We start from the raw sequence: 16,447 nt of genomic DNA on the forward strand, positions 1-16,447 counted from the left end.
GTACGAAGCAACCCCGGCCCCGCCTCTTTCCCCGTCACAGACGCAGTAACTCTTCGCGTCACAGACGCAGTATTTTTTCGCGTCACAGACGCAGTGCGCCCGCTACCGCCGCCAGAACCGCCATCGCGAGGAGGATTCCCGACGCCAGCTTGTTGACCTTGAACATCGAGTAGGCGCCGCCCACAGCAATTCCCGCACCGATGAACAGCAGATAGGTGAAAAGGACGCTCACAGTGTGCCCTTCGTCGACGGCACGCCGCTCACGCGCGGATCCGGCTCGACCGCCTCACGCAGAGCGCGCGCAACGGCCTTGTACTCAGCCTCGGTGATGTGGTGCTGATCGCGACCGTACAGAACCCGAACGTGCAGTGCGATACGCGCATTCAAGGCGATCGACTCGAACACGTGGCGATTGATCACCGCGTGATACGGCACGCCCGGGTACCCGCCGATGACGGAGTGCACCATGTAGTCGGGCTCGCCGGTATGCACGCAGTACGGGCGACCGGAGACGTCGACCGACGCGTGCGCCAGCGTTTCGTCCATCGGGATGAAGGCGTCACCGAAACGACGGATGCCCTTCTTGTCGCCGAGAGCCTGGCCGAGCGCCTGGCCGAAAACGATCGCGGTGTCCTCGACGGTGTGGTGAGCGTCGATCTCGACGTCACCCTTCGCCTTGACGTCGAGATCGAAGCTGGCATGGGTACCCAACGCGTTGAGCATGTGGTCGAAGAACGGAACGCCGGTGGAGACGTCGACGATGCCGGTCCCGTCCAGATTCAGTTCGACGACGATGCTTGATTCCCGAGTTGTTCGTTCGATCCGCGCGATGCGATCGCTCATGCCGTCTCTCCTGAATTCGTGTCGACCAGCTGGGTGCCTGCGATTTCGTCACTGGCCTTGATGAACGCGTCGTTCTCGGCTTCGAGTCCCACGGTGGCCCGCAGATATCCGGGGATGCCGATGTCGCGGATGAGAACCCCGCGGTCGAGGTATTCCTTCCACGCCTGTGCACTGTCGGTGAACTGACCGAACAAGATGAAGTTCGCGTCACTGGGAATCACTCGGAAACCGGTGTCCGCCAGTGCCTTCGACACCCGATCACGCTCGGCGGACAAGGCGTGGACACTGCCGAGGGTCTCGTCGGCGTGACGCAGGGCGGCACGTGCCGCCGCTTGCGTCACCACCGAGAGGTGATAGGGCAAGCGCACCAACAACAGTGCGTCGATGAACGCGGGAGCGGCGGCGAGGTAGCCGAGTCGGCCACCGGCAAACGCGAAAGCCTTGCTCATGGTGCGGGTCACAACCAGCTTGGCCGGGAACTCGTCGATCAGCGTCATCGCGCTGGGGGCAGCGGAGAACTCCGCGTACGCCTCGTCGACGATCACGATGCCCGGCGCCACGTCGAGGATGCGTCGTAGTTCCGCAATACCGACGCTGTGTCCGGTCGGGTTGTTGGGACTGGTCACGAACACGACGTCCGGTCGACGTTCCTCGATCACTGTGACGGCAGCATCCACGTCGAGTGCGAAGTCGTCCCGACGGAAGACCTCGACCCACTCGGTATCGGTCCCGTCGGCGATGATCGGGTGCATCGAGTACGAGGGCACAAAACCCATCGCGCTACGTCCTGGACCTGCGAACGCCTGCAACAACTGCTGCAGAATCTCGTTCGATCCGTTTGCCGCCCAGAGGTTGTCGACGGTGACCGGCACTCCCGTCTGCTTCGACAGGTACGCAGCGAGATCCGTCCGCAGAGCCACGGCATCGCGGTCGGGGTATCGGTGCAGTTCCTTTGCGGCCTCGCGCACGGACTCGGCGACGTCGTCGATGAGCGCCTGCGTCGGCGGATGCGGGTTCTCGTTGGTGTTGAGTTGAACCGGAACCGTCAACTGCGGTGCGCCGTACGCCGACTTGCCACGCAGGTTCTCGCGAATCGGAAGTGCGTCGACCGAAATCGATCCTCCAGGAGCACTACTCATCGCAGAGCTACTCATCGCAAAGCCTCGAATCGCAGGCGCACAGCTTCCCCGTGCGCGGGCAGGTCTTCGGCATTGGCAAGCGTGATGACGTGTCCGGCAACATCTTTCAGAGCCGACTCGGAGTAGTCGATCACGTGGATCCCACGCAGGAAGGTCTGCACGCTCAGACCGGAGGAGTGACGTGCACACCCGGCCGTCGGCAGAACGTGGTTGGAGCCGGCGCAGTAGTCGCCGAGGCTGACCGGCGCCCACGGGCCGACGAAGACGGCACCAGCGCTGGTGACCTGTGCTGCGACACCGGTTGCGTCCTCGGTCTGAATCTCGAGGTGCTCGGCCGCATAGGCGTTGACGACACGCAGACCGGCGGAAACATCGGAGACCAGCACGGTGCCCGACTGACTGCCGGTCAGTGCGGTGGTGACGCGCTCGCGGTGCTTGGTGATCCCGAGCTGCGCGGCCAGGGCCTTGTCGACGGCGTCGGCCAATTCGACGCTGGTGGTGACGAGGACGCTTGCAGCCATGACATCGTGCTCGGCTTGGCTGATGAGATCGGCGGCAACGTGAACCGGATCAGCCGTGTGGTCGGCGAGGATCGCGATTTCGGTCGGTCCGGCCTCGGCGTCGATGCCGACCAGGCCACGGCACAGACGCTTGGCGGCGGTGACGTAGATGTTGCCGGGACCGGTGATCAGGTCTACCGGCACCAACTCGGAGCCATCGGTATCGGTCCCGCCGTAGGTAAGGAGGGCGACGCCCTGTCCGCCGCCGACTGCCCACACCTCGTCGACACCGAGCATGGCTGCGGCGGCAAGGATGGTCGGGTGCGGCAATCCGCCGAAGTCGGCTTGGGGCGGCGAGGCGACAACCAGCGATCCGACGCCGGCAGTCTGAGCCGGCACGACGTTCATGACAACGCTCGACGGGTACACGGCATTACCGCCGGGGACGTACAGCCCGACGCGCTCGACGGGAACCCAACGCTCGGTGACCGTGCCACCCGGGACCACCTCGGTGACAGTGTCCTTGCGACGCTGATCGGCGTGCACCTTGCGGGTGCGCTCGATCGCAACCTCGAGGGCTTCCTTGACGGCCGGGTCGAGTTCACGAAGTGCGCGCTCGAGCTCCGCAGCCGGAACCCGGACCGAAGACGGACGAACGCCGTCGAACTTCTCGCCGAACTCGAGCGCGGCTTCGGCCCCACGATCACGAACGGCTTCGACCATCGGGCGAACCTGATGCAGTACCGCGTCCACATCCACTCCACCTCGGGGAAGCGCGGCGCGAAGTTCGGCCGTGGATGGGGTACGACCACGCAGGTCGGTGCGGGCAAGCATGAGAGTTCCTCTCGTACGCAAACGGGGTGCCTGTGCAAGCGGCAGCAAACCGGTCCGGCATTACAGGCCTGAACAACGCGCCTGAAATACAGAACTGATGTCAATTATCCAGGATAGGCGCACCCCATTTTTCACCGGTCCACCTGCGACGCTCACTGCAGGTCCGGCGCCCGCCGCCCGGCAAGTTCGATCAGCTCGTTCCTTCGAGGTGTTGCCACCGAGATTTCACGGCCGTCATGCAGACGAAAGCGGACCCCGTGGCCGGGAGACGCGAGGATTACCCGCATACCGGGGCCGGTCATCCGAAAACCGATCCCGGAGCCCATCCCGATATGGACTGCAGTTGCGGACACAACTTCGTCCCACCGAAATACCTGACGCAACCCCGGAGACAGCGCGATCATCACCCGTTCGGAGTCTGTGGTGATGATCACGCGCACCTTCCACATGTACGCAGCCAAACCGAAGCAGAAGGTCGCCGACAACACAGCACCGACGTAACCCGCCGGGTCGCCTTCCACGATCTCCGCAAACCCGCAGACAATCACCAAGATAATTCCGAGGACGACGCACAATGCGACCGTCGACCGCCGCAGTAGTGGGCTCAGCGGAATGGACTCGTGAACTTCGTGCACAGCACCCCCACCTCGATCGCCGACAACCCCACCCCGAGGAACGACACCGGGAACACGACCATCCCATTACTCCCGCTTTTATAACAAATACGTCACGCACAGCTAGGGTCCAAAGTCGTGACAGACAGTGACGTGGCCACGACCGCACCTCCGGCCTTGCCGACCCCCGAGCGATCCAGCGGACCGAACCGAGCACGGATCGTTGCGATTGTCGCATCGATCCTCGGCATAGTTTTGTGCGGATCGGTGCCGTTCCTGCCGATCGAACAGGACACGGCCGCCGTCAACTGGCCGCAGGCCGGGTCGACGACAAGCGTCGAGGCGCCATTGGTCTCGTACACACCGTTGCGCATGGAGGCATCGATTCCGTGCGCGTCGATCAGTGAGTTGGCCGCCACCGGCGGAACGCTCGTCTCGACTGCTCCCCCGGGTGCCGCCGATGCGCGCCGCTACGGATTTGTTGCCACTGTCTCCCCCGAATCCTCCGACGCTCCCGCCCGGGTGGACGTTGTCCTGCGCGATCGAGTGTTGCTCTCGACACCCGTCGCTGATCTGCCGACTGGATGCGCACTCACGCTCGCCGCCGAGCCGACCCGAACCACCTTCAGTGCCACCGGTTCCGAACCGCGCGTCATCGAGGGCGACAGCCGGCCACAGGTAGTCGGCGTCTTCAGCGACCTCGATTCGGCGGCAGCCGGTTTGAACGTCTCGATCGAGGCGGACTCTCGCTTCACGTCGAGCCCGTCGGTGATCAAGACTCTCGCCATGATTCTCGGGGCACTCACGGCTGTCGTGTCCCTCTTCGCGCTGCACCGCCTCGACAACCGCGACGGCCGGGGCACACGCAGATTTCTGCCCGCCCGATGGTGGAAGTTCACCGTCCTCGACGGCGTCGTCGTCGGAACGCTGGTGCTGTGGCACTTCATCGGCGCTACCACCACCGACGACGGCTACCAGTTCACGATGGCAAGAGCCTCCGAGCAATCGGGCTACATGTCCAACTACTTCCGGTGGTTCGCGGTCCCCGAAACCCCGTTCGGAACGCCGTATTACAACATCCTCGGACTCCTGGCCCACGTCAGCACCGCAAGCCCCTGGGTCCGTCTGCCTGCTCTGTTGGCAGGCATCATCACCTGGCTCGTCATCAGCCGGGAGGTTGCGCCTCGGCTGGGCGCCGCCATTCGCGGAAATCGACTCGCCCTCTGGACCGGCGCGCTTGTCTTCCTCGCATTCTGGCTTCCGTTCAACAACGGACTGCGCCCCGAACCGATCGTTGCTCTCGGCGTCGTGCTGACCTGGTGCTCGATCGAACGCGCCGTCGCGACGAGACGACTTCTGCCGGTCGCAGTCGCGATCCTGATCGCCGGATTCACCTTGACTGCCGGTCCTTCCGGCCTCATCTGCTTTGCCGCACTCATCGCCGGAATACGCCCGATCATGCGCATCATCATCGAACGTGCGCGCACCATCGGTTACGTCGCGGCTGTCGGGCCACTGCTGGCTGCCGGACTCTCGATCCTCATCCCCGCGTTCGGCGATCAGAGTCTGGCCGCCGTCATCGAGATGCAACGTGTCCACTCGATCTCACCGAATCAGCCCTGGTTCGACGAGTACCTCCGCTATCAGTACCTCTTCAACATCTCCGTCGACGGTTCCCTGACCCGCAGATTCGGTGTGTTCGTCATGGTTCTGTGCCTGGGCGTCTGCACCGCGATGATGTTGCGCAAAGGCGGCCGGATTCCCGGTTTGGCCGCCGGTCCGTCACGCCGCGTCGTGGGGCTGACGATCGGCGCACTGCCACTGCTGATGTTCTCGCCGACCAAGTGGACACACCACTTCGGAATCTTTGCCGGACTCACCGCAGTTCTGGCGATGATGACTGCCGTCGCCGTGGGAACGAAACTCCTGCGTTCGCCGCGCAATCGGGCCCTCTTCGCGGCGGCTGTCCTGTTCCTGCTGGCGGTCGCATTCACCGGCAGCAACAGCTACTACTACGTGTCCAGCTACAGCGTTCCGTGGTGGGACAAGCCGGTGTCGATCGGCGGGCTCGGCGCGAGCACCGTCCTCCTCGGGCTGACCGTGCTGATGCTCGGCGTCGCCGCGTGGTACTTCTTCCGTGAGCCGTACACCGCAGGAAGGGAACCATCCGCGAAGCACGCTCGACTGCTTGCCATCTCGCCACTGACGATCGCCGCAGGTGCCATGGTCCTCTTCGAGGTGCTCTCCATGGCCAAAGGCGCGGTCACCCAATACCCTGCCTACTCGGTGGGCCGCGCGAACGTCGACGCGGTTCTGGGCCAACAATGCGGACTCGCCAATGACGTTCTGCTCGAAACCGATCCGAATGCGTCGATGCTGACCCCCCTCGCCGGCAGCGTAGCCACGGCGCTCTCCGCTGGTGGGGCAACAGGATTCGATCCGAATGGTGTCGCCTCCGACCTTCGAGCCGACAAGGAAGCCACGGCTACCGGCGGCGCGAACACCGTCGACACCTCCGAGGACACCGCCGGTAACTCGGCCGGAACCGGTGGTGGCGCCGGACAGACCGGAGTCAACGGCAGTTCGGTCGCGTTGCCGTTCGGTCTCGACCCGGCGACAACACCGGTCATGGGCAGTTACGGTCAACCGTCCCCCGGCACTCTGACCAGCGATTGGTACCAACTCCCCGACGTGGGTGAGAACGCAACCCGTGGCGACATCATCTCGATTGCAACGGCTGGTCGTGTCCGATCCGTCGACAAGGACGGAATCGTCACTTACGGCCAGAACGTCGAGGTCGAGTACGGCACAGCGCGCGGCGTCGACGACGCGGAAGCAGACGATGTGGAAACACTCGGAAAGATCACACCCCTCGACATCGGGCCGGCACCGTCCTGGCGGAACCTGCGTGTGCCGCTGGCTCAGATTCCCGTCGAAGCCAACAGCATTCGACTTGTCGTCAGCGACTACGACAGCAAGGCCGACCAATGGGTGGCCGTTACCCCGCCACGCGTTCCGAAGACCCAGAAGCTCAACGACGTCGTCGGCTCGCAGGCGCCCGTCATGCTGGATTGGGCTGTCGGCCTGGCATTCCCGTGCCAACGCCCCTTCGATCACAGGGTCGGAATCGCCGAGGTCCCCGAGTACCGGATCCTTCCCGACCATTCCGGCGCGCTCGTGACCAGTGCCTGGCAGGACCACTACGGCGGCGGACCGTTGGGGTGGATCGATCTGCTGCTCAGCGCTCAGACCATTCCGTCGTACCTCGACAACGACTGGGCTCGCGACTGGGGTTCGATCGAGAAGTACACACCGATCGATCCGGGCGCAGTGCCCGCCCAGGTCGACGAAACACGAGTACAGCGTTCCGGAACGTGGACCCCTGGTCCGATGACCATGGTGTTCTGAGCGGGAAGGTTCTGAGCGGGAAGGTTCTGAGTGACGAGGTCCAGTCGCGGGCGGATCGGACGAAACGCCTGCGACTGGACACTTGTATGACTTAGTCTCCCAGACATGGGAGCCCTGTCACGGTCTATCGCGCCTGCGCTGATGGCACTGACGTGCCTGGTCGGGGCGCTTGCCCTTCCCACGCACGCATCGGCTGAGGTACCGGACCATTTCCTCTGGGGCGTTGCCACCTCCGGATTCCAATCGGAAGGATCGTCACCGGACAGCAACTGGTCGAGATACTCCGACTCCGGACGAACCCACGACAAAATCGGTGACTCGGTCGACTTCCGCCATCGCTACGCCGAGGACATCGATCGGGCGGCCGATCTGGGATCGAAGGTTTTCCGATTCGGCGTCGAGTGGGCGCGAGTTCAGCCCACCCCGGGAAACTGGAACGAGACCGAATTCGCGTACTACGACGACGTGGTGGCGCACATCCGCGCGCGGGGCATGACTCCGATGATCACGCTCGATCACTGGGTGTATCCGGGATGGGTTGTCGATCAAGGCGGATGGGCAAATCCGAAGACGGAAGCCGATTGGCTGGTCAACGCAGAGAAGGTAGTCGAGCGGTACTCCGGAATCGGGGCGCTGTGGATCACGATCAACGAGCCGACTGTGTATGTTCAGCGCGAATTGACCTTTGGCGGAATCGCACTCACCCAGGCACCGTCGATGTTCGACTCATTGGTCCGAGTCCACCGGGCGATCTACGACCGCATCCATGTTCTCGATCCCGGTGCCCGTGTGAGCAGTAATTTCTCCTTCATTCCCGGTGTGTCCGAGGCCATCGATTCGGTGTTCACGGATCGAGTGCGCGACAAGCTCGACTTTCTCGGGATCGACTACTACTACGGTGTGGCCCTCGACAATCCGAGTGCCGCGTACGCCGCGCTCGACGAGTTCTACAACGTCACACCACAACCCGAAGGCCTGTACGACGCATTGATGCGCTACTCGGGCAAGTATCCCGAACTCCCCCTCTACATCGTCGAGAACGGCATGCCCACCGACAACGGAGCGCCGCGCGCCGACGGATACACACGCTCGAATCACCTACGAGATCACATCTATTGGATGGAACGCGCCCGAGAAGACGGCGCCGACGTGATCGGCTACAACTACTGGTCCATCACCGACAACTACGAATGGGGTTCGTACCGGCCTCGATTCGGCCTCTACACCGTAGATGTTCTCGGTGATCCCACCGCGACCCGTACCCCGACCGACGGAGTCGACACCTACCGCCGGATCATTCGCGACAACGGCGTCGGCGCCGACTACGTGCCCGTCATGGCCCCGGCTTTCTGCTCGCTCGTCGACCCTCCACGCAGCTGCACGGCTACTCGATGACAGCCGTTTTCCGAATTTCCACCACTCCTCGTCGTTAGGATCCCCCATGCGAACACTGCAAAAGATCGCCGGAACTGCTGCTGCCACAGCTGCCCTGATCCTGGCTGCGGGAGGCGCTGCGACGGCAGTCCCCAACCCGGCCGATTCACCCCGTGAGGCGCAGGTACGTGCCTACATCGACGCCCTCGTCTCCCATGACGTCTCCGATGTTCATTTCGCCCCGGACGCCACGCGCGTCGAAGCCGGAATCAAGACCGGGTTCTCCGGACCGCAGATGACCGCCGACCTCGAAAACGGCATCCAATACCGCGTCATCCAGGGCATACGCGACCTCGAGATGTCGGAAGCCGGGGACATCGTCTCGACCACCTACCTGCTGGACGCGGGAATCGGTGGCACTCGCCTCATGACCGTAGAGATTCGTGAAACCTTCGAAGTCCGTGACGGACTCATCCACGACGTCGTCGCCGACATCATCCCGGTGTCGGTGTCGTAAGGCGCGCCCGATAGCTACTGGGCGATGCACCCGAGACCCGGGTGCACATCGCCGCGAAGGCAGCGGGCGTCGAGTATCCGAGTTCAGACGCAACGGACGTCACACTGGCACCGGCGGAGAGTTTCGGAAGCGCATGAAGAATGCAGGCACGCTGCATCCACGACGACGCGCTCATCCCCGTTTCCGAGATCAGCAAGCGGTGCAGCGTTCGTTCACTGATGTGGAGTCGCCCGGCCCACCGCGCGGGCGAGTCGTGAATCGACGGGCCTGCGAGATACCGCGTGCACAATGCCCGCAATCCCGGGTGCCGAGGCAGCGGAAGTTCCACAGGTAGAGGTGCAAGATCGCGAAGTTCGTGGAGGATCAATTGAACTACTGCGGCCTCACGTCCGTGGGCAGAGATGTCGTCCTCCACCTTCAGCCCGACATCCAGGTCGACCGCAGCGACAAGTAGCTCACGTAGGAGCGGCGAGACCGCGACTACCCGGCACCTGACCGGAAACCAGGGAACTGCGGACGGTTCGATGTAGAGGCTTCGTGTGCTGACGCCGTCCATCGTCACCGCATGCGCGACACCGGCGGGAATCATGATCGCATTGGACGGCAGAACCGTCCACTCACCGTCTTCGGTTTCGACGTTCATCGCACCGTTCACAGCGTAGAGGAACTGGGCTCGTCGATGATCGTGTGCTGCCAGGGCGTGACCGGGTGGGTAGTCGGTTCCGATGGCGAGGACACTGCGAGGTGAGTGATCGACGTCCTTGATCGGAATGTTGCGCACCGGAAAGAATCTACCGAGTCGGTGTCCGATTGACAATGGAATCTGGCGAACCTTCGAATGTGAGCCAGGAGGGAAATCGCTACCGTTCATCACGTGCTTCACTACGCCCTCATCCTGCTCACTTTCGGCGCTTTGACCGGAGTCACCACTGTTCTGTTCGGATTCGGTGGCGGGTTCGTCACCGTCCCAGTCGTTTACGCCGCGTCCGCACTTCGGCCAGACGTCGCCGATCCGATGCACGTCGCCGTCGCGTCCTCGGTTGCAGTGATGGTGGTCAATTCACTCAGTGCCACAGTGGCATTCAGGAAATCAGGACGACTTCGGACGGAGTACATCCGACCTCTGATCGGACCCGTCGCGGTCGGAGCAGCGCTCGGAGCGGTCGCGGCAGGCCACGTCGACGACGGCATCGTCCGGATCCTGTTTGTCCTCTACCTCGTCGTGACGATCCTCGACAGCCTTCTGCGACAAGGGTTTCTGACTCCACCTGAACCTCGCGAACATCTTGACCGTCACGGCGTCCACGCTGTCGGGACAGGCATCGGTGCCGTCGCAAGTTTCCTCGGAGTCGGCGGGAGCGTCATGACGGTGCCGATGATGCGACGCGGCGGAGTTCCGATGGCCGATGCCGCCGCGAGCGCCAACCCGTTGAGCCTGCCTGTCGCCGTCGTCGCGACTGCGGTGTACGCGGCGGCATCCGGACACATCTCTGCTTCGGATCTGTCGGCGGGCAGAGTCGGCGCTGTCGACCTTCTGGCCGTCTGCACGCTTCTCGCCGGCTCTCTGCCTGCGATTGTGCTGAGCCGGCGACTAGTCGGTGCTATTCCGGACCGCGTCCATGCCGGCGCCTACATCGCTCTACTCTGCGTCGTCACGGCAGTGATGATCGCGGCCTAGCGAACGGCGTACCGCAGGTAGATCACGCCGCCGTCGAAGGTTTTCTCCTCGAGCAGTTGCAGATCAAGCCGCTCTTCCGGGAGAGCTCGTAATCCGCCACCGATATTGACCGGACACAGAAACAGTCTCACTTCATCGACCAAACCCGCCGCGAAAGCACTAACCGCAACCGTCGGTCCACCGATCGAGATATCTTGTACCGCTTCGCTCTTGATCGAGCTGACAAAGTCTGCATCGAAGCGCGGGACGATCCTGGTGCGCGCAGTCGACACCTCGTTCAGCGTTGTGGAGTACACGATCTTGTCGATTCCACGCCAGATCCGAGCGAACTCGACGGTCGCCGCCTCGATTCCGGCAAACTCGTCCGGAACCGAAGGTCCTCCTGGCACTGAATAGCCAGACACCGACGTGCCTGCGGGGTCCTCGTGTGGCGTCGTTTCGTGTGCCATCGTTTCCCAGGGAATCATCGTCTCGTACATCCGGCGCCCGAGCAGGTACGTGCCGACTCCCCTCTCGAGCTCGTTGACAAACGAATGGACCTGCGAGTCGGGAACAGCCCAGTCGAAGTTCCCGTCGCTGTCCGCTATGTACCCGTCGATCGAGCAGATCGCCGAGTAAATCAGGCTCACCATCGGTCCACGTGCAGCACGTTGTCGACGGGTTCGCGCGCCGCAGGTTTGAACGTCTCGCCGGTGAAGTACGCCGTCGGGATCAGAGCCGCCTGATGGAATCCGGCCGGAATGCCCAGCAGCTCGGCAACTTCCGCCTCACGCTGCAGGTGCAATGTTGTCCATGCCGTACCGAGCCCACGTGCCCGTGCGGCAAGCGCGTAACTCCACGCAGCCGGGAGTAGAGAACCCCACAGACCGGCTTGGTTCCCCTCCGGCAGCGTCTTGCCCGCCTTGATGCACGGAATGAGAAGGACCGGCACCTCACCCATGTGCTCACCGAGCCACGCGACGCTGGTGCCCACGCGCTGTTGGATCGGCGCGCGATCAGGATCGTCGGCGAAGAGTTTTGCCGCCGAACCGTGAGAAGCAAGGTACTCGTCGGTGACTTCCTTGTAGATCTGCCCGACTGCTGCTCGCAGTGCCGGATCGGTCACCACCATCCACTGCCACCCCTGGCGATTCGAACCGGAGGGCGCTTGCAGGGCGATCTGGAGGCACTCCTTCACCAGATCCAACGGCACGGGACGGGTCAGATCCAGACGCTTTCGAACCGTGCGTGTCGTGGTCAGTAATTCGTCGGGTGTCAGGTCGAGTACGGGGTACGGCGTCATCTCCCGATCATTGCACTGCAGCGAGCAGTGAGCAGGACAGTCCGTCTACACTTTTCTGATCCCGTGCGTGCTGGTTGTCGGGAGTATTCCCCGATCAAAGGACATTCGACATGAGTTGGCACGTCTGGTTGGCCTTCTTCGGAGCAAGTTGGGTGATCAGCCTGTCACCGGGGGCCGGCGCCATTGCGTCGATGTCGTCGGGGCTTGCCTACGGCCTGCGGCGCGGTTACTGGAACATTTTCGGGCTGCAATTGGGATTGTTGCTGCAGATCGGAATTGTCGCGGCCGGGGTCGGTGCAATTCTCGCCAGTTCGACCGTGGCCTTTTCCTTGATCAAGTGGTTCGGTGTCGTATACCTCGTCTACCTGGGAGTCAGGCAGTGGCGGTCAGCGCCCACCGAAGTGGAGACCGACGAAGCCACCGCGAGCAGTTCCGGCCCGATGATGATGCTTCGCGGATTTCTCGTGAACGCGAGCAACCCGAAGGCCGTCGTTTTCATGCTCGCAGTGCTCCCACAGTTCCTGGACCCGGCGGCACCGCTGCTGCCGCAGTATCTGATCATCGCCGCCACGATGTGCGCAGTCGACGTGATCGTGATGACCGGATACACCGGCCTCGCCGCACGGGTGCTCACCTTGATGCGCTCCCCCAAACAGCAGCGAACCACCAATCGAGTGTTCGCCGGCCTGTTCTTCGGAGCCGCCGGCTTCCTCTCGAGCATCGGGCGTGCAGCGGCTTGATCGGTCACACGGCTTGATCGATCACAGGCCCGCAATCAAGTTGACGACGGACGCCACGATCACCGAACCGAACAGGTACGACAGCAATGCGTGGCCGAGCGCCATCGCGCGCATGTCCGACGACTTCAAGTTGGTGTCGGAAATCGCGAAGCTCATCCCGACCGTGTACGCCACGTAGGCGAAATCGCTGTACCTCGGCGGTTCTTCCTGATTGAAGTCGATTCCTCCGTCGGGGCCCGAGTAGTACAGCCGCGCGTATCCGAGGGCGAAGAGCGTGTGAACCGCCAACCACGAGATCACGACGCTGCCGACTGCGACGGACGCGGCCACGACTTGGTAGTGATGTCCGTCGGGTGCGGCCACGAGCAGGAACGCGATACCGACCAAGCTCGCGACGGCGGCGCCGAGAATCAGCAGGTGTGCGACGTTGCGAGCCGGTTCTTCCCGCGTTGCGTGGCTCGCGGTAAGCGTCGCATCGAAGGGCCAGACCAGAATCCACGTCCACACCGTGAACACCATCGCCGCGACATCCCAGCCGATCAGGAAAGCGAACCGGGGGTAGCCGACCAACGCCGTGACGACACCTGCAGCGACACCGAGCACCAAACCTGTCGACACTCTCAACGCGGGCCCGGCACCCAGCTCACCCCGCGGAACCGGGTTGATCGGGAGGTCGTGCGATCGATCGTTCACGCGCTCAGTCAACCACCGTTCGAAGTGACACGGTGATTACGCGACACGGTGGTTACGTGACACAGAAACTCAGGCGTTGCACGCACCGACTATCGGCTTGCCGTTGAATCTGTCCAGCACGTACTGCAATCCGACGCCGAAGTCCGCCACCGCCGGTGCGAGGTGATTGTTGCCGCTCCCCGGATTCACCGCAGGCAGGGTGTCGGTGAACAACGTCGCCTCGGCCCCACGCGCACACCAGTCCTGAACCAGGCGCCGGGTTTGCTCGTACGGGATGAAATCGTCGTTGAGCGCTCCGTTGACCAGGATCGGCGAGGCCGGGGTTCGACGCCCGATGCGTTGTTCCTCGATCACCTGCTGGATCTCCGGTACCGATTCCACCACGTCGGCAAGGGGTCGTCCGTCCGCGCTCCACGACGCCGTCGACTGCTTCCCGTACTTGGTTCGGGAATCGATGAGGCATTGCCCGGCGACGTCTGCGAGCACGGACCGACCGTAGTCGTTGAGTCGAGATTCGATCGGTTCTCGGGCGGCGGGATAGCGGTCGAGGACACCGTTGATCGTGTAGCCGATCGCGGCCATCAGGCCGGTTCCGTCAATATGACGCAGAACGCTTGCCAGGTCTGCCGGGGGCGCGCTGGCGTAACTCCCGACCAGATTCACCTCAGGCGCGTATTCGGGTGCCAGTTCGGTTGCAGCGGCAGTGGCGCCGCCGCCCTGCGAGTGGCCCCACAGCGCGATCGGATCGTCCTCTCCTGCCTGTGCCAGGGCTCGGGCAGCGCGTGCACCGTCCAACATCGCATGGGCTTCCTCGGCGCGATTGACGTAGGTATGGACGCCTGGTGTTCCGAGTCCGATGTAGTCGGTGACAAACACGCGAACGCCCTGGGCTAGGAAAGCGAAAGCAAAAGCTGACTCGTAGTTGACACCGACACTGTCCACACCGGCGCCGTAGTTCGACGGATTCCCGGGTTCCGCCAGGCGGAGCTGACCGGCAGTGGGAAACATCCTCGACGGCGCGCACTGATCACCTTGGCCCTGCGTGCCCGGACCGATCACCACCGTCGGGCGCGGACCCGCCCCTGACCAGGGGGCAGCCGGCTCCAGGAACGAGCCCGACACGGCAACCTTGGATCCGTGGGTGTCGGTACTCGCGTACAGGATCCGAGTCCCTACACCAGGCACTGCGCCGACGGCGCCGGCAATCGGAAGGGGTTCCGTCCGGATCACCGATCCCGGATCACCCACGTCGCCTGGGCTCGCGTCGTAAAAATCGCTCACCGGTTCGGCGTTCGATATCGGCGTGAACAGCAGCGAGGTCGGCAACAGCGCCGATACCGCAACGGCCGAAATCTTCACCGCCGCGAGGACAACCTTCCGGGTGCTCATGGAAATCCAACGTATAGGCCTCAGTCGATGCGCGGACCGGTTTCGATCTGCGGGACTTCAATCGGTCGGTACCAACTGTTACGCGAGCGGGCCATACCGCTGACCCCCCGATCCCCTGGTTTCACGGCCAGAACCTGATGAATCGTAAGCCTGTGTGGCTCCTCGAAACCCAGCGCACTGGCGGCAAGGTACAGCAACCAGGTACGCACCCGAGGAGCACCGACCTGTAGGACTGCCGCATCCCAGTTCTCGCGAAGGTTCTCCACCCACGCGCGCAGCGTCAGTGCGTAATGCTCACGCAACGCTTCGCTGTCACGTGTCTCGAAACCTGAAAGTTCCAGCGCATCAATGGTTTTACTCAGCGGAAGTATCTCGCCGTCCGGGAAGATGTAGCTGTCGATGAAACTGGGTCCGTCTTCGGCCTTGTCCGACAACGACTTCACCGCTGCGATGGCGTGATTGAGCAGACGCCCCTGCGGCACGAGAAGGCCGTAGAGTTTTGCCGTGTACACCGGCAAATTGACCAGGCCCACATGCTCTGACATCCCGATACTCGAAATCGCCTCGTACGGGCCGTCATCGACGTCGCGGTAGTCCTGCACCCGAATCTCGATGCGATCGGTCAAACCTGCATCGGCAATTCGCCCCTTGGCGTACTCGACTTGCTCGTTACTCAGCGAGACTCCGACGACGTCGACACCGTAGTTCTGAGCGGCGTGTAATGCCATCGATCCCCAACCACAGCCGACGTCGAGCAGTCGCATGCCCGGCTTCAGATCGAGCTTGCGGCAAATCAGGTCCAGCTTCGCGAACTGAGCGGCTTCGAGGGATTCGACCCCCTCCGGCCAGTATCCGCACGAATAGACCATGCTCGGCCCGAGAAACAGTTCGTAGAAGCGATTCCCGACGTCGTAGTGATGGGAGACAGTCGCCGAATCGCGTGATTTGCTGTGCCGTTTGCCTCGCTTACGACGCATCTCGATCGACGGGGGTGATGGCGGTAGACCTACCGCCCCCAAGCCTGCGAAAGTACCGGCGGCGCGCACGATCGAGCGCAACGGCAACGCCGACAATCGATTCTCGCCAAGCCGCGTGACCAGGTCCGGGACGTCGAGGAGCGCAAAGATATCGCCGTCGACGTCAAGATCCCCGGACACGTACGCCCTCGCCAACCCCAATTCGTTGGGAGAGTAGAGGACTCGCCGCAATCCACGCCGATTCCGGAAATGCACCTGTGCGGCGGCGTCCGGCGGGCCTGCCTCGGAACCGTCCCAACAACGCACTCGAATCGGAAGCGGAACCCCGATTACGTCCTCGAAAACTGTCAGAATCTTGGTCGCGGCACCAGTCACAAATCAACCCTCCGACAACAGATGGTTAGCCGATGACAGAAAACTTACGCTCGATGCACGAATCTTTCGCGCCATTTGTCCGAG

Annotated in this window: 16 protein-coding genes; 5 read left to right on the plus strand and 11 right to left on the minus strand. The window is 63.0% G+C overall.

What is annotated here, in order from left to right; translation table 11 throughout:
• Nucleotides 1–82: 82 nt before the first annotated feature.
• The 5 genes from ACSW29_RS26280 to ACSW29_RS26300 form a co-directional block, all read right to left on the minus strand.
• Complete coding sequence (locus tag ACSW29_RS26280) at nucleotides 83–232, minus strand: hypothetical protein (protein ID WP_230813421.1); 150 nt, start codon at nucleotides 230–232, stop codon at nucleotides 83–85.
• Nucleotides 229–843, minus strand: a complete 615-nt coding sequence (gene hisB, locus ACSW29_RS26285; RefSeq protein ID WP_003942383.1) for an imidazoleglycerol-phosphate dehydratase HisB — start codon at nucleotides 841–843, stop codon at nucleotides 229–231. Before hisB ends, ACSW29_RS26280 begins: the two co-directional genes overlap by 4 nt.
• Nucleotides 840–1,982 (minus strand): histidinol-phosphate transaminase, encoded by a 1,143-nt coding sequence (locus ACSW29_RS26290; protein WP_317826485.1) that lies wholly within the window; start codon nucleotides 1,980–1,982, stop codon nucleotides 840–842. The genes hisB and ACSW29_RS26290 overlap by 4 nt, the downstream gene beginning before the upstream one ends.
• Before the next feature lie 11 nt (nucleotides 1,983–1,993).
• The gene (gene hisD / locus ACSW29_RS26295; RefSeq protein ID WP_317826433.1) at nucleotides 1,994–3,316 is read right to left on the minus strand and encodes a histidinol dehydrogenase; all 1,323 of its coding nucleotides are present in this window, start codon (nucleotides 3,314–3,316) and stop codon (nucleotides 1,994–1,996) included.
• Nucleotides 3,317–3,468: 152 nt separating this feature from the next.
• Entirely contained in the window at nucleotides 3,469–3,951 is a 483-nt protein-coding gene (locus tag ACSW29_RS26300; protein ID WP_448278669.1) for a hypothetical protein, read from the minus strand.
• Between the two features lie 132 nt (nucleotides 3,952–4,083).
• On the opposite strand from ACSW29_RS26300, the gene ACSW29_RS26305 reads away from it, so the two are divergent.
• The 3 genes from ACSW29_RS26305 to ACSW29_RS26315 all read left to right on the plus strand — a co-directional run bounded on the left by ACSW29_RS26305 (nucleotide 4,084) and on the right by ACSW29_RS26315 (nucleotide 9,229).
• On the plus strand, nucleotides 4,084–7,338 hold the full coding sequence (locus tag ACSW29_RS26305) for an arabinosyltransferase domain-containing protein (protein ID WP_448278945.1): 3,255 nt from the start codon (nucleotides 4,084–4,086) through the stop codon (nucleotides 7,336–7,338).
• 141 nt (nucleotides 7,339–7,479) lie between these two features.
• The gene (locus ACSW29_RS26310) at nucleotides 7,480–8,733 is read left to right on the plus strand and encodes a glycoside hydrolase family 1 protein (RefSeq protein ID WP_317826483.1); all 1,254 of its coding nucleotides are present in this window, start codon (nucleotides 7,480–7,482) and stop codon (nucleotides 8,731–8,733) included.
• A 46-nt stretch (nucleotides 8,734–8,779) separates the two neighbouring features.
• A complete protein-coding gene (locus ACSW29_RS26315; RefSeq protein ID WP_448278670.1) occupies nucleotides 8,780–9,229 on the plus strand; it encodes a hypothetical protein in 450 nt (149 codons plus the stop codon).
• Here the strand turns inward: ACSW29_RS26315 and ACSW29_RS26320 are convergent.
• Nucleotides 9,207–10,010: an AraC family transcriptional regulator gene (locus tag ACSW29_RS26320; protein WP_317826430.1), complete on the minus strand. Its 804-nt coding sequence runs from the start codon at nucleotides 10,008–10,010 to the stop codon at nucleotides 9,207–9,209. The two genes, ACSW29_RS26315 and ACSW29_RS26320, sit on opposite strands and share 23 nt — an antisense overlap.
• Before the next feature lie 93 nt (nucleotides 10,011–10,103).
• Between ACSW29_RS26320 and ACSW29_RS26325 the strand changes: the two genes are divergently transcribed.
• Nucleotides 10,104–10,907: a sulfite exporter TauE/SafE family protein gene (locus tag ACSW29_RS26325; RefSeq protein ID WP_448278671.1), complete on the plus strand. Its 804-nt coding sequence runs from the start codon at nucleotides 10,104–10,106 to the stop codon at nucleotides 10,905–10,907.
• On the opposite strand, the gene ACSW29_RS26330 is transcribed toward ACSW29_RS26325, so the two are convergent.
• Together ACSW29_RS26330 and ACSW29_RS26335 are read right to left on the minus strand one after the other, a co-directional pair.
• Nucleotides 10,904–11,539, minus strand: coding sequence for a dihydrofolate reductase family protein (locus tag ACSW29_RS26330; protein ID WP_317826428.1), 636 nt, complete (start codon nucleotides 11,537–11,539; stop codon nucleotides 10,904–10,906). The genes ACSW29_RS26325 and ACSW29_RS26330 overlap by 4 nt on opposite strands.
• On the minus strand, nucleotides 11,533–12,189 hold the full coding sequence (locus ACSW29_RS26335; RefSeq protein WP_124569410.1) for a nitroreductase family protein: 657 nt from the start codon (nucleotides 12,187–12,189) through the stop codon (nucleotides 11,533–11,535). The genes ACSW29_RS26330 and ACSW29_RS26335 overlap by 7 nt, the downstream gene beginning before the upstream one ends.
• A gap of 110 nt (nucleotides 12,190–12,299) precedes the next feature.
• Between ACSW29_RS26335 and ACSW29_RS26340 the strand changes: the two genes are divergently transcribed.
• On the plus strand, nucleotides 12,300–12,929 hold the full coding sequence (locus tag ACSW29_RS26340) for a LysE family transporter (RefSeq protein ID WP_230813430.1): 630 nt from the start codon (nucleotides 12,300–12,302) through the stop codon (nucleotides 12,927–12,929).
• Between the two features lie 21 nt (nucleotides 12,930–12,950).
• On the opposite strand, the gene ACSW29_RS26345 is transcribed toward ACSW29_RS26340, so the two are convergent.
• From ACSW29_RS26345 to ACSW29_RS26355, 3 genes are all read right to left on the minus strand, one after another.
• The gene (locus ACSW29_RS26345) at nucleotides 12,951–13,622 is read right to left on the minus strand and encodes a DUF1345 domain-containing protein (RefSeq protein ID WP_317826427.1); all 672 of its coding nucleotides are present in this window, start codon (nucleotides 13,620–13,622) and stop codon (nucleotides 12,951–12,953) included.
• 69 nt (nucleotides 13,623–13,691) lie between these two features.
• Complete coding sequence (locus ACSW29_RS26350; protein WP_448278672.1) at nucleotides 13,692–15,011, minus strand: lipase family protein; 1,320 nt, start codon at nucleotides 15,009–15,011, stop codon at nucleotides 13,692–13,694.
• Nucleotides 15,012–15,031: 20 nt separating this feature from the next.
• The gene (locus tag ACSW29_RS26355; RefSeq protein ID WP_317826425.1) at nucleotides 15,032–16,363 is read right to left on the minus strand and encodes a cyclopropane-fatty-acyl-phospholipid synthase family protein; all 1,332 of its coding nucleotides are present in this window, start codon (nucleotides 16,361–16,363) and stop codon (nucleotides 15,032–15,034) included.
• Between the last annotated feature and the right edge of the window lie 84 nt (nucleotides 16,364–16,447).

The organism is Rhodococcus sp. GB-02, assembly GCF_053470465.1.

Excerpts from the sequence above, each read along its gene's own strand:
- hisB (WP_003942383.1), bottom strand. The coding sequence starts at position 843 with ATGAGCGATCGCATCGCGCGGATCGAACGAACAACTCGGGAATCAAGC.
- ACSW29_RS26290 (WP_317826485.1), bottom strand. The coding sequence starts at position 1,982 with ATGAGTAGTGCTCCTGGAGGATCGATTTCGGTCGACGCACTTCCGATT.
- hisD (WP_317826433.1), bottom strand. The coding sequence starts at position 3,316 with ATGCTTGCCCGCACCGACCTGCGTGGTCGTACCCCATCCACGGCCGAA.
- ACSW29_RS26310 (WP_317826483.1), top strand. The coding sequence starts at position 7,480 with ATGGCACTGACGTGCCTGGTCGGGGCGCTTGCCCTTCCCACGCACGCA.
- ACSW29_RS26315 (WP_448278670.1), top strand. The coding sequence starts at position 8,780 with ATGCGAACACTGCAAAAGATCGCCGGAACTGCTGCTGCCACAGCTGCC.
- ACSW29_RS26330 (WP_317826428.1), bottom strand. The coding sequence starts at position 11,539 with ATGGTGAGCCTGATTTACTCGGCGATCTGCTCGATCGACGGGTACATA.
- ACSW29_RS26335 (WP_124569410.1), bottom strand. The coding sequence starts at position 12,189 with ATGACGCCGTACCCCGTACTCGACCTGACACCCGACGAATTACTGACC.
- ACSW29_RS26340 (WP_230813430.1), top strand. The coding sequence starts at position 12,300 with ATGAGTTGGCACGTCTGGTTGGCCTTCTTCGGAGCAAGTTGGGTGATC.
- ACSW29_RS26350 (WP_448278672.1), bottom strand. The coding sequence starts at position 15,011 with ATGAGCACCCGGAAGGTTGTCCTCGCGGCGGTGAAGATTTCGGCCGTT.